Here is a 12249-nt window from a genome sequence, read left to right on the forward strand (position 1 = left end):
GCCCCTTGCCGGTTGGCGAGGGGTTTTTGTTTGTAAACTGCGGGTACAGTAATTGACATGAACCATTCTTAATTTTTTAGAAGACGATCGAGAAATCTTAATGCTATACTTCAATAAATCAACAAGGAGGTTTTATATGCCAAAAAAAGAGATAAGCTTGCTTACGGAAACTGAATCGTTGGAGAGGTTGTTATTTCGATTGCCAGAATCTCATCCGCAGCGAAAATTTCTGGAGGTGGAGCTTTACAGAAGATCTGCAGGAATAAGAGGAGAAAATCGTTTAACGAGGAAATTTGTTGAATTTGACTTGGATGAAAAATATCAATTTTTAAGAAACATCCACTTGTCGATTGGTGAATGGAAAGTGCAGATTGATGGCTTGTTGCTGACCGAGAGAGGAGCGATAGTCATTGAATCAAAAAACATCAGCGGCAAACTTCAATTCATTGAAGAAACAGGCGAGTTTTCCAGGATTAATTTAGAAGGCGTTAAGACGGTTATGGAAGATCCGACAATTCAGTTGAACAAGCATATGCGATTTATGGGAAAATATTTAAAGTACCATGGTATAGATTTGCCGTTAAATGGTCTTGTTGTTTTTACTTCTAAACAATGTGAGTTTCTTTCGAAGCCGAAAAATAACTATGTCTGCAAAACCTACCAAATGAATGACTACCTATTCAACATACTTCAGAATTTCCCCGAAAAATTCACTCGACAGGATTTATCAAATATTGATAAGTTACTTCAACACCACCAAACTCCTTATAAACGTAATCCGCTGTGCCAGCAATACTTTATTGACGTAACCGACTTGATTAATGGAATCCTATGTATGAACTGTAAGAAGAATAGTATAATGCGAAAGCACAAAGCTGGATGGATATGCAATAAATGCAACAAGCGGGATGACGTGGCAATACACAGTGCCGTTCAAGAATACTTTTCACTAATTGATAATGAATTGGACAACAAAAGACTAAGGAGGTTTTGTAATTTAGAATCTCCATACACAGCTTCACGATTATTAGCGAATTTCGACTTAGAAATTTCAGGTGCATTAAAAAACCGTACTTATAAATTAAAGCAGAAAGAGTGAAAAATTTGTTTAATTCGAAAGGATTTTCGGATTCTGCAAACAAATTCACTATTCCGCAAACAAATCCATTATTCTGCAAAGAAATGGTGATATTCCGCAAACAAATCTATTATTCAGCAAACAAAATAGGAATTTCGTTTATAAAAGCATATTTACACATTTATTAATTACAAAACCCTAAGCCTTCCGCATACAGCGGAAGGCTTTTTAAATGCCGGCGCCGCATCTTGCAGCGGTCCGAAAAGAAATATGTAAATAATACTTTACTTAATGTTAAGTATAATGTACATTATGTAATATAAACCAAACATAAAATGAAAGAAAGGGCGATGCGGATGTTGAACAATCGGGTCAGGGAACTGCGTGCGCGCTACGGCTTTACGCAAAGTGATCTGGGCAAGCAAGTGGATGTCACGCGGCAGACGATTGCCTTTATTGAAAAAGGGGAGTTTTCGCCGTCTATTACGCTGGCATTAAAACTCGCGAAAGCGCTGAAGACGAATGTGGATGAATTATTTTGGCTGGAGGGGGATGAAAAGGATGAAAAATGATTTTCGCTTGCAATATCCATTGTGGATGATGGGTTTTATCGTAGTATTGGGGTTATTGGCTTACGGCCTTAGTTCGCCATTTACCAAGATAATCAATACTGAAACTGAACAAAGCATTGTTATTAGCTTAGGTCCTGTCGGAACGATTTTCGCAGTTGGTTCAATCGTGATTTACGCTATCATGCTGACAATTTTCTTGCTCCAACTCAAAAAGCATAATAAAAGAAATCCTGCACAGCGGATTTCTCCGTTCTCCATCCGTCCGCCAGAGTATTTGGAACAAGATGAAGGCATGACTTACATCACCCGGAAAGCAGCACAAAAGGTCTACACGTTCATCACATGGAGCTTGCCGGCTCTCGCAGGTTTTGCGATTGCCCTGTCATTGCCGAGAATTCACATCATTTTTGGAATCCTGCTGATCGCGCTCGGCCAATACTGGATTTATTTCAGCGAAGTTCGAAAGCATTTGAAGGAGGAAATTGAATGATGTACGAATATTTCTTGGTGTTTCTGGGAGCGGCGATTCCGTGGATGGAAATCGCATTGGTCATTCCGCTAGGCGTTGTTTGGGGACTTTCGCCGTTTTGGGTGATGGTGCTGGCGTTCGTGGGGAATTTGCTGACGGTGCTGGCACTCATCATCGGTTTTGATAAATTTAAAGAATGGCATCAAAAGCGCCAAGAGGCAAAAGGCAAGACGCCTTCGAAAAAAAGCGAGCGTGCGAAAAACATTATGAACAAATACGGTCTTCCCGGCCTCGCACTGCTGGGGCCGATTTTGATCGGCACGCACATCGCTGCATTCGTTGGCATGACGCTCGGTGCAACCAAACGCAATACGACCATTTGGCTGACAGTGAGCATCGGATTATGGACGCTGATTTTCGGGCTCGGTACAGCATTGGGGTTCGACTTGTTCACGTCGTAAGCCGAAAATCTACACGGGCGCATGCGCTTTTCGATAATGTCCAGCTTCGGTGCCTAGGCCCTCGAGGTCGCTTCGGTCTTAGCCTGAATGGGGAAAGCACTATTCATCCCAAGCCCTCCAGCGCCCAGATTCTCGGGGTCATAAGCCGTGCTGGCTGTGCGGCTGAGAACATGCCACTTCGCCAGTTCGTCTTATGCCCGTTGAATCTACACGGGCGCATGCGCTTTTCGATATGCTATACTTGAGCTATTCTAGATAAAAAGGCGTGAACGATATGAAGAGAATTGAATCGGTGCAGAACTCTCTTGTGAAGCATTGGAAAAAGCTTGGGACGACGCGGAAAGAACGCGATAAGTTTGAGGAATTCCTAGTTGAAGGATTTCATTTGACAGAAGAGGCGTTGAAAAAGAAAAGTTTGATCAAGTCGGTGATTGTCCGTGAAGGCGTCGACATACCAGAAGCCTGGGACATTTCGGATGTCCCGCAATATTCCGTGACCGCTGCGGTTGCGAAAGAGATTTCGGAGACGGAGCATTCGCAAGGCATTTTCGCCCATTGCGCGCAGCCAGAATTCAGCGAAGACCAACAGCGCTCATGGACGAAGGTATTGCTGATTGACGCAGTACAAGATCCGGGCAACGTCGGCACGATGATCCGTACGGCTGCAGCGAGCGGCATTGACGCAGTCGTTCTTGGGAAAGGTTCGGCTGATCCGTACAACCCGAAAACGGTACGTTCGGCGCAAGGATCGAATTTCCAGATTCCGGTTGTTAAAGGTGAGTTGTCCGAATGGATTCCGGCTTTGAAAGAGCTGGGCGTCCGGGTTTTCGGCACGGCACTGCTCCATGCAACGCCCGTCCACGAAGCACAGTCGCAGGACAAGTTCGCGTTGATGGTCGGCAATGAAGGCAGCGGAGTGGATCCGGTTTTATTGCAGCAGACAGATGAGAATTTGGTGGTGCCGATTTACGGCGCGGCTGAATCCCTGAACGTTGCAGTGGCGGCCGGCATTTTGCTGTATAGCTTGGTTCCGAAAAACTAATTTGATAAAGAAGCATAAGTTTCGTATAATAAATGAATAAATAAACAAAAGCATCGACCGGGAAAAGTATGTTGCCATATTGCATCGAAGGGATTCCACACCTTGACTGAAAGTGTGGATATGCATGGGCCGCAGAAGTTCACCCCGCGAGCTGCCAGACGGGACCAGCAGGAATGCTGTAAAGTCGGGCCGGTGAAGAGCCGTTATGTAAATGAGTGATTGCGCTTGCGCATTAACTAGGGTGGTACCGCGAATAATGCCTCGTCCCTTTTTGGGACGGGGCTTTTCTATGTTTAGAGGAGGAGAAAAAATGGAAGCACAATTGCATGCATTGAAAACAGAAGCGTTGGAAAAAATCGCAGCTTCAGAAAACGTTAAAGAGTTGAACGGCGTCCGCGTGGCGTATCTCGGTAAAAAAGGGCCGATTACGGACTTATTGAAAGGCATGGGGAAACTGCCTGCCGAAGAACGTCCGAAAATGGGCGCATTTGTGAATGTCGTCCGCGAAGAAGTGACGGCGTCTCTTGAAGAGCGCATGGCTCTTCTTGAAGAACAGGCGATCAACGAAAAACTGCAAAGCGAAACGATCGATGTGACCTTGCCAGGCCGTCCGGTGCAAACTGGAAATGCGCATCCGCTGACGCGTGTCGTCGAGGAAATTGAAGACTTGTTCATCTCGATGGGCTATGAAATTGCGGAAGGCCCGGAAGTGGAAAAGGATTATTACAACTTCGAAGCGCTGAACTTGCCAAAAGGCCACCCTGCGCGTGATATGCAGGATTCCTTCTATATAACTGAGGACATCCTGTTGCGTACGCATACCTCTCCGGTCCAGGCGCGTACAATGGAAGCAAAAGGCGGAGAGCCGATCAAAATCATTTGTCCAGGTAAAGTGTACCGCCGCGACAATGACGATGCGACGCATTCCCACCAATTCACGCAAATTGAAGGCCTTGTCATCGGCGAAGATATCCGTATGAGTGATTTAAAAGGAACTTTATCTGTATTCGCGAAGAAAATGTTCGGCGATGAGCGGGAAATCCGCCTGCGCCCAAGTTTCTTCCCGTTCACGGAACCGTCTGTTGAAATGGATATCTCATGCTTCAAATGCGGCGGAAGCGGCTGCAACGTCTGCAAAAAAACCGGTTGGCTTGAAATTCTGGGTGCCGGTATGGTGCATCCGAACGTCCTTGAAATGGCCGGCTATGATTCCAAGCGTTTGACTGGATTCGCATTCGGCATGGGGCCGGAACGCATCGCAATGCTGAAATATGGCGTGGAAGACATCCGCCATTTCTATACGAATGACGTCCGCTTTTTATCCCAATTCCAACGCACTGAAGTATAAGGAGGAAAATCAACTATGTTAGTATCCATTAAATGGCTCCAAGAGTACGTAGATACACAAGGTTTGGCACCAGCCGACCTTGGCGAAAAAATCACGCGATCCGGCATCGAAGTTGATGCGGTGATCGACCGTTCACACGGCATGACCAATGTTGTTGTCGGCTACGTGAAGGAATGCGTAAAACATCCGGAAGCGGACAAGCTGTCGATCTGCCAAGTTGATGTCGGCGGAGAAACGGACCAGATCATCTGCGGCGCACCGAACATCGCTGCCGGCCAGAAAGTCATTGTGGCACGCCCCGGCGCAACATTGCCAGGCGACATCAAAATCAAAAAAGCGAAATTGCGCGGAGAAGAATCGAACGGCATGATCTGCTCGCTCCAGGAACTTGGCATCGAAAGCAAATTGGTGCCTAAAGCTTACGCGGAAGGCATTTACGTATTGCCGGAAGAGGCTGAAACGGGAAGCGACGTCATCACGAATTTCGATTTAAACGACACTGTTTTGGAATTGGGGCTGACGCCTAACCGGGCGGATGCGATGAGCATGATTGGCGTCGCATATGAAGTCGGTGCCATTTTATCGGAAGAAGTGAAATTGCCTGAAATCAGCTATACCGAAGCTGCCGAGCCGGCAAGCTCGCTGTTGACGCTGAACATCGATGCACCGGAAGCGAATCCATTGTATGTAGCAAAAGTCATCCGCAACATCGAAGTGAAAGAGTCACCGATGTGGCTCCAGCAGCGCTTGATGGCAGCTGGGGTGCGCCCGCATAACAATATCGTCGATGTCACCAATTACGTCTTGATGGAATACGGGCAGCCGCTTCACGCGTTCGATTACGATTCGTTGAAAACCGGCACGATCACAGTTCGCCAAGCCAAAGAAGGCGAAATGATCACGACACTGGACAACGCGGAGCGCAAGCTGTCCGCACATAACTTGGTCATTACGAACGGTGAAGAACCGGTGGCGCTTGCGGGCGTTATGGGTGGTGCAAACTCGGAAGTCAGCGCATCGACGACAACGATTGTCATCGAATCCGCTTATTTTGAATCCGGCTCGATCCGCCAGACATCGAAAGACCATAACTTGCGCAGCGACGCAAGTTCACGCTACGAAAAAGGCGTCGATCCGAACCGCGTCATCCCGGCTGCGGAACGTGCAGCAAGTTTGATCGCTGAGCTTGCGGGCGGAGAAGTATTGGCCGGTTCGGTCATTTTCGACGCATTGGATAAAGAAGAGAAAATCGTCACAGTATCGCCGGACTTCATCAATGCACGTTTAGGGATGAAGATTTCATTTGAAGAAATGATGCGCATTTTGAAACGCTTGAAATTCAATACGGAAGCGATCAACGGCCAATTGGTCATTTCAGTGCCCACGCGCCGCCAAGACATCCAAATCGAAGAAGATGTCGTGGAAGAAATTGCGCGTTTGCACGGCTACGATGAAATCCCGACTACATTGCCGGAGATGGAAACGACGCCAGGCGGCTTGACGCCGTATCAGCATAAGCGCCGCATCGTCCGCAATTATTTGGAAGGGGCAGGCCTTTTGCAGGCGATTACGTATTCGTTGACTTCCAGTAAATCGGCGCAGCAATTCGCTTTAGTGAAAACTGAAACGACCCGCCTGTTGATGCCAATGAGCGAAGAACGCAGCACGCTGCGCCAAAGCCTGTTGCCGCACCTTTTGGAATCGGTATCGTTCAATACGGCACGCCGCAGCGATTCGGTCGCTTTATATGAAACGGGTGCCGTCTTCTTGAAGACAGATGGCGAATTATTGGATGAGGAAGAGCATTTGGCAGTCGCCATGACTGGCTTATGGTTGGACAATGGCTGGCAGGGTGAGAAAAAATCAGTAGATTTCTTCGTTCTGAAAGGCATCGTAGAAGGACTCGCTGCGAAACTTGGCATTGCACTCGACTTTGAGCGCGGCCAAATGGACGGCTTGCATCCGGGACGTACTGCGTACATCATCAAGGATGGCAACCGCATCGGCGTCATCGGCCAATTGCACCCGTCTGAACAGACAGCGCGCGACTTGAAAGAGACAATCGTGTTGGAAATGAACTTGGCGGTGTTATTGAATGCAGAACCCGAAGCGTTAATCTACACGCCGGTTCCGCGTTATCCGTCGATTTCCCGCGACGTCGCATTGGTGCTTTCGAAAATTGTCGAAGCGGGGTCGATTGAAAATACGATCCGTAACGCAGGCGGCAAGTTGTTGAAACAAGTCCGCGTCTTCGACTTATACGAAGGCGATAAAATGGATGAGGGCAAAAAATCAGTGGCATTCTCATTGACCTACTTCGATCCAGAGAAAACATTGACCGACGAAGAAGTGACGCGTGTGCACGAAAAAGTTCTGGCGGCATTAAAAGATGCAGGAGCGGAACTGCGCAGTTAATAAATCAGCTAGTTAGATCTATCAAAAAGCGAAGCCATTATGGCTTCGCTTTTTTTACTTTAGTTAAAAAAAGGAAAATAATTCATATAATTAGTTAAAAGTATCTATTTTTATTTTTTTGGTGTGATAATATATATTCATGAGCAATATTTTAGCGGTAGAAAGTACTAAGATAAAGGAAGAATAATGTTTTATGGGAGATGAGAAGAAGTGAAGAGCATGCTTCTAAACAATAAAGGCTTAACTTTGGTGGAAATATTGGCGACACTGGCACTCATTGGAATCGTCTTTGTAGGCGTCATGTCCATTTTTCCTCAGATGTCATTATTTAATGAAAAGACCTATACCAAATTAGACACGATGAATTTGGCGAGGCAGGAAATTAGTGAAATGAAAGCGATGACCTTCACCGGTGCTCCAAATGAAATACGACAAAAGTTCGTAGCGGATCCATTAATGGCTTATACCTCAAACACCGCTTTAAATGAAACAGCTCCAGGTGGAGGAACAATCCATTATTTTGAGAAAACCAATGGAACCTACAGGTATGAATTGCGTTTTTATGATGCGCCTAAGTTCACCGGCGAGGCTGCGTTAGGGAAGCTTTATCAGGTTCATTTGACAGTGAAGACCGGACAGGCATTTAATAGTGAAACATTTGCTTATATTGAAGTGAATTGAAGGGGTGAGGAAAATCGGCTTTAAGTTGATAAATAATGAAAGAGGCGTAACACTGCTCGAACTTATCGCTGCACTTTTGCTTGCCTCGTTAGTAATGGGAATTTTAATGACATCTTTTTCAATCGGCGCCAAACATAATGTTTCAGCTTCCGACACACTCAGGATGCAGCAAGAAGCGAATTTGGTAATAGCTAAAATTAGCGCTAAACACCGGAGTGGGGAATGTTATAACCTGAAAGTAACAGGAAGGAAACTGTTCTTTGTAGCGTATAAAACCGGAACAGCAGTCCCTTGTTCCGAAGAACTGGCAGTTGAAGCAGTAACCGATAATTTATACGAGTACAAAATAAATACGAATGGGTTTCTTGGAAATCCCAAGAAATGCGATTTGAAATTGGAACTTATTGTGGAGAGTGGAACGAGAGAAGTTGTTTTGAATTCGACCATTTCACGAATAAAGACCGAAGGGGCCTGTGGACCATGAACAAGCTTAAAGAAGAAAGCGGATATACATTAATCATTGCACTTTTATTGATTGTTTTATTTATGGGGATGTCAGCAGTCTTTGTTCAAGCTTCTTTAAGCCATGCAACGCAGGAGCAGACAGTGGATCAAGGAAACTTAGCAGTTTCCGCAGCGGAAATGGGAGTAGAGAATTACTCGAAAGAAGCTGAGAATGCTTTTGCAAAGACTTATGCCAAAGTAAATGCATCGGCATTGCTTAAGAAGAAAGCACTTGAAGCTGAAGTGAATAAGTACCCGAATCATACGAATTTGAATACTACCTGCTTGAAAGCAAGCAAACCTTTGATGCAAGACTGGATCAAATGTAACATCGACAAGTTTGATGAAGAGCTAAAAACTGAATTTTTCAATGAAATGCAAAATCAACTGAACTTGGTTAACAAAAATGAAGTGGAAATCAGCGGTACTTTGTCACATGAGCTAACAAGCATCTCACTCCTGCCTATGACTGCTACTGACAAGTCGATAAAACTTAAAATGGAAGTAACCGGAGAAAAAAGCGAAGCCGCTCAAGTGCCTGTTGCAACGAAAACGGTGTTAAAATCAAAATTATTATCAACAGAATTGAATTTTCCGGAAGTTCCTTTCTTTAACGAGGAAGCGGTATCGCAAGTAGAGGTGCCATGGAAGGAAAAAATCACTGTAGTGACAAATTTTTTCCCACAATTACTGGATAAACCATTAGCGGCCTGTCCGGCAATCGGTAATATTACAAAGGAGATGGCTCCTTGTGAATATGCAGGTGTGATAGGCGAAGAGTACTTGAAGGCCTTAAGAGCTGCCAATGTTGACGGCTCTTTCTACATCAAAGCAACTAACTTTGATAGCCAGTTAAACAAAACGAATGGCTATAATATTCCGATACTTGGTGCCAGCGGCTCTGTTGCGACTATTCCAAATATAAACTCGTTAATTGATACGACGCTATATTATAAAGGGGTATTATCGATTCAGAATCTCAACCAAAAAACTGTTAATAACTTCTTTGTTGCTGAGCTAATTACTTTCAATACTGGTCAAGATATTAAAAGCAATACAATCATCAATATAGGCAATATTGAGAAAAGTGTGTTTGAGGCTAAAAAAGTGACAATCAATGACGGTTCAAAACTATGTGTGAACTTGGATGGAATAACGCCATCGCCATCAAATTTATTTACGACTATAAACATGAACGAAGCGACAGGGAATGTGGGTGATGGTTTATCTGTAAGAGGTACAGGCAAGATTTATCTTTACTCAAAAACTGGTCCTGCAACCGTACTGCCTACTACAGCTAAAGTGGTTTATTTCAATGATCCGGCAAAATATTTGGAAAATTGTGGGATAGGCGTCAATTATAATGTAGAAGGGGTTGAAATATTCGGTCTTCCACTACAAATCTCGGATTTGGAATGGGACTTGGATATGGATGTAAAATATTAAATATGTTGAAAACGGAATCCCAGATTCCGTTTTTTTATTTGTAAATTTATTAGTACTAAATACTTAAAATAGACTTTCTTTTCATCAAAGATATGTTAATATAAGAATGTTCGCAAAATTAGAAACAAAATAAAAAAGCTCAAGGAATCTCTCCCTAAGCTTTGATATAAGTAAAAGTTGGTGACTACCGTCTTTTCGCTGCAAGATCCTTGGCTTTTTTCGTATTCGCAAAATGGGCTTTCGTCAGAGACTGCAAAAAAGGATCTCCGTGCTTCAGCAAAATTTTCGCTGCGGCTTCATCGACGATTTTACCTGCACCTTTTGGCAAGGTCACTCCGGCTTTTTGGCTGAGCGCGTCCATTTCTTCCAAAAAGGCAACACGGGCGATGATGGAAGCGCAGGCGACTGACACGTGCAGGCCTTCCGCTTTAGTCGAGAACAGGACATTTTCCCGGACAATCTCGGGCTCATCTTTGATGTGCCTGTAATAAATGCCACGTTCAGCGAATTGGTCAATGAGGATGGCGTCGGGTTTTACAGGTGTGATTTTTCCGAGCACATGTTTCAGCGCTTGGTTATGGAGAAGCGCCTTAATTTTTCCTTGCGACCAGCCTTTGCTTTGCACAGCATTGTATTTATCATTTTTCAGTGTCAATACGCTATGGACAAAAGCTTCTTTCAAATCCGGTGCGATTTTGCGCATGTAATCGTCCGTCAGCAATTTAGAATCTTTGACCCCGAGCTCATGCGCAAGAGCTACTCCTTCACTTGGGACAAAACAAGCGGCGACGGTGATCGGCCCGAAAAAATCTCCGGTGCCGGTTTCGTCGGAACCCAGTACGGATTTGGAGGCAAAACCAGAGGGCAATTCGTCGCCTTTAGCGGAAGAAGTTTTGGCTGCTGAGGCAGAAGCGGATCCCCATTTTGATGCTTCGCGCTCTGCGCCTGCACCTTGGAACATCACTTTGCCGGAGGTGTAAACTGTGATGACGGTATCGGAAAGTTTCGCCGTAAAGCGCACATACTGCACCTTAGCAGCGGTTTTGCGGTTTTCATAATGCTTGATGATTTGGAGGAGGCTTTCCTCAGGAAGTTTCAACACGGTGTTGGACATTGGAGAGTCCCCTTTCTAATAATTCACATTCTAGTTCGGTTCATGTTATGATTATGTATAGGATTTCTAAGGAGGGGTGGAGCATTGTCAGAGCAACATAAGATTCGTACATCGGTCGAAATCTACGGCTATACCTATAAACTTACAGGCACAGAAACATCCGGCCATATGCGGCTAGTAGCGTCAATCGTTGATGAAAAGATGAGGGAATTCCATGCGATGAATCCATCTCTCGACAGTTCGAAGCTCGCTGTATTGGCTGCAATCAATACGGTACATGATTATCTTAAACTTAAAGAGCAGGTAGAACAATTAGAAAATGAATTGAAAAAGTTGAAGGGCTGACGTAAATGCTTGATATTATTTTATTGATTTTATTGATTGGCGGCATCATTGTAGGAGCTAAGCGGGGCTTCGTGCTTCAGCTGGTACATATGGTTGGATTTGTCATCGCGTTGATCGTGGCTTACATCTATTATAAGCCGCTAGCAGAGTATTTTGTATTATGGATTCCTTACCCGGCAGTCGACAGCGACTCGCGTTTCACGATTGCCATCGAACAGCTTGATCTGGACCAGACGTTCTATCAGCTATTCGCTTTCGCGTTAATCTTCTTTGCGGTTAAATTTGCATTGAATTTGATTGCATCGATGTTCGATTTCCTAAAGTATTTGCCAGTGCTTGGTTTCCTCAGCAAAATCTTGGGAGCGGTATTGGGCTTTATCGAAGCGTACTTGATATTGTTCATACTCCTATACGTTCTGGCGTTATTGCCTATGGACATGATCCAAGCTTATCTAGAAGATTCGGGAATTGCGAAATCGATTCTTGAAAACACACCTTATTTCTCCGAGAAAGTGAAGGAATGGTGGTATATTTATATGTAAGGCGAGAGGAGTTGCCCCGACACCAATGGGGTAGCTCCTTGTTACTGTCCGAGAATTACCACAACCGTTTTGGGGAATATCGGTATAATAAAATTAAAAATCTATAAAATTGAGTTACAGAAAACACCTTATTAAACATCGCTCAGGACGCTTTGGGCATGGCTCTCACAATAAGCCGAGAAGAACACTCGTCTCATTGCTACGCCTAACCCTTAGCCGCGCCTTCGCTGGA

The 12249-nt window shown here is 44.8% G+C and carries 13 protein-coding genes and 1 other annotated feature; of the genes, 12 read left to right on the top strand and 1 reads right to left on the bottom strand.

Going from position 1 to position 12249, the window contains the following annotated elements; translation table 11 throughout:
• The first annotated feature begins 136 nt into the window (after positions 1–136).
• From AC4EHJ_RS00745 to AC4EHJ_RS00790, 10 genes are all read left to right on the top strand, one after another.
• A complete protein-coding gene (locus tag AC4EHJ_RS00745) occupies positions 137–1099 on the top strand; it encodes a nuclease-related domain-containing protein (RefSeq protein WP_490973697.1) in 963 nt (320 codons plus the stop codon).
• A 335-nt stretch (positions 1100–1434) separates the two neighbouring features.
• A complete protein-coding gene (locus AC4EHJ_RS00750) occupies positions 1435–1650 on the top strand; it encodes a helix-turn-helix transcriptional regulator (protein ID WP_490973698.1) in 216 nt (71 codons plus the stop codon).
• A complete protein-coding gene (locus AC4EHJ_RS00755) occupies positions 1640–2140 on the top strand; it encodes a hypothetical protein (protein ID WP_490973699.1) in 501 nt (166 codons plus the stop codon). Before AC4EHJ_RS00750 ends, AC4EHJ_RS00755 begins: the two co-directional genes overlap by 11 nt.
• Entirely contained in the window at positions 2140–2580 is a 441-nt protein-coding gene (locus AC4EHJ_RS00760) for a small multi-drug export protein (protein ID WP_490975592.1), read from the top strand. The genes AC4EHJ_RS00755 and AC4EHJ_RS00760 overlap by 1 nt, the downstream gene beginning before the upstream one ends.
• Positions 2581–2854: 274 nt before the next feature.
• On the top strand, positions 2855–3622 hold the full coding sequence (locus AC4EHJ_RS00765; protein ID WP_490973700.1) for a TrmH family RNA methyltransferase: 768 nt from the start codon (positions 2855–2857) through the stop codon (positions 3620–3622).
• Between the two features lie 44 nt (positions 3623–3666).
• Positions 3667–3894 (top strand) — a binding site (T-box leader).
• A 38-nt stretch (positions 3895–3932) separates the two neighbouring features.
• Positions 3933–4970: a phenylalanine--tRNA ligase subunit alpha gene (pheS, locus tag AC4EHJ_RS00770; protein ID WP_490973701.1), complete on the top strand. Its 1038-nt coding sequence runs from the start codon at positions 3933–3935 to the stop codon at positions 4968–4970.
• A 15-nt stretch (positions 4971–4985) separates the two neighbouring features.
• Positions 4986–7385, top strand: a complete 2400-nt coding sequence (gene pheT, locus AC4EHJ_RS00775) for a phenylalanine--tRNA ligase subunit beta (RefSeq protein WP_490973702.1) — start codon at positions 4986–4988, stop codon at positions 7383–7385.
• Positions 7386–7604: 219 nt separating this feature from the next.
• Positions 7605–8066 carry a type IV pilus modification PilV family protein gene (locus tag AC4EHJ_RS00780; RefSeq protein WP_490975593.1) on the top strand — a complete coding sequence of 154 codons (462 nt, stop codon included), beginning with the start codon at positions 7605–7607 and terminating at the stop codon, positions 8064–8066.
• 4 nt (positions 8067–8070) lie between these two features.
• A complete protein-coding gene (locus AC4EHJ_RS00785) occupies positions 8071–8550 on the top strand; it encodes a prepilin-type N-terminal cleavage/methylation domain-containing protein (RefSeq protein WP_490973703.1) in 480 nt (159 codons plus the stop codon).
• Positions 8547–10016 carry a hypothetical protein gene (locus AC4EHJ_RS00790; protein WP_490973704.1) on the top strand — a complete coding sequence of 490 codons (1470 nt, stop codon included), beginning with the start codon at positions 8547–8549 and terminating at the stop codon, positions 10014–10016. Before AC4EHJ_RS00785 ends, AC4EHJ_RS00790 begins: the two co-directional genes overlap by 4 nt.
• Before the next feature lie 184 nt (positions 10017–10200).
• Here the strand turns inward: AC4EHJ_RS00790 and rnhC are convergent, their stop codons facing one another.
• On the bottom strand, positions 10201–11130 hold the full coding sequence (gene rnhC, locus AC4EHJ_RS00795) for a ribonuclease HIII (protein ID WP_490973705.1): 930 nt from the start codon (positions 11128–11130) through the stop codon (positions 10201–10203).
• A gap of 84 nt (positions 11131–11214) precedes the next feature.
• Here rnhC and zapA point away from each other — a divergent pair, with 84 nt between their 5' ends.
• Together zapA and AC4EHJ_RS00805 are read left to right on the top strand one after the other, a co-directional pair.
• A complete protein-coding gene (gene zapA, locus AC4EHJ_RS00800) occupies positions 11215–11475 on the top strand; it encodes a cell division protein ZapA (protein WP_490973706.1) in 261 nt (86 codons plus the stop codon).
• Between the two features lie 5 nt (positions 11476–11480).
• Positions 11481–12017 (top strand): CvpA family protein, encoded by a 537-nt coding sequence (locus AC4EHJ_RS00805; RefSeq protein WP_490973707.1) that lies wholly within the window; start codon positions 11481–11483, stop codon positions 12015–12017.
• Positions 12018–12249: the final 232 nt, after the last annotated feature.

It is taken from the genome of Planococcus sp. TJ-301 (assembly GCF_058268475.1).

What these genes read in the sequence shown, in the direction of transcription:
- AC4EHJ_RS00745 (WP_490973697.1), top strand. Translation starts at nt 137, where the DNA reads ATGCCAAAAAAAGAGATAAGCTTGCTTACGGAAACTGAATCGTTGGAG.
- AC4EHJ_RS00750 (WP_490973698.1), top strand. Translation starts at nt 1,435, where the DNA reads ATGTTGAACAATCGGGTCAGGGAACTGCGTGCGCGCTACGGCTTTACG.
- AC4EHJ_RS00755 (WP_490973699.1), top strand. Translation starts at nt 1,640, where the DNA reads ATGAAAAATGATTTTCGCTTGCAATATCCATTGTGGATGATGGGTTTT.
- AC4EHJ_RS00760 (WP_490975592.1), top strand. Translation starts at nt 2,140, where the DNA reads ATGTACGAATATTTCTTGGTGTTTCTGGGAGCGGCGATTCCGTGGATG.
- AC4EHJ_RS00765 (WP_490973700.1), top strand. Translation starts at nt 2,855, where the DNA reads ATGAAGAGAATTGAATCGGTGCAGAACTCTCTTGTGAAGCATTGGAAA.
- pheS (WP_490973701.1), top strand. Translation starts at nt 3,933, where the DNA reads ATGGAAGCACAATTGCATGCATTGAAAACAGAAGCGTTGGAAAAAATC.
- pheT (WP_490973702.1), top strand. Translation starts at nt 4,986, where the DNA reads ATGTTAGTATCCATTAAATGGCTCCAAGAGTACGTAGATACACAAGGT.
- AC4EHJ_RS00780 (WP_490975593.1), top strand. Translation starts at nt 7,605, where the DNA reads ATGCTTCTAAACAATAAAGGCTTAACTTTGGTGGAAATATTGGCGACA.
- AC4EHJ_RS00790 (WP_490973704.1), top strand. Translation starts at nt 8,547, where the DNA reads ATGAACAAGCTTAAAGAAGAAAGCGGATATACATTAATCATTGCACTT.
- rnhC (WP_490973705.1), bottom strand. Translation starts at nt 11,130, where the DNA reads ATGTCCAACACCGTGTTGAAACTTCCTGAGGAAAGCCTCCTCCAAATC.
- AC4EHJ_RS00805 (WP_490973707.1), top strand. Translation starts at nt 11,481, where the DNA reads ATGCTTGATATTATTTTATTGATTTTATTGATTGGCGGCATCATTGTA.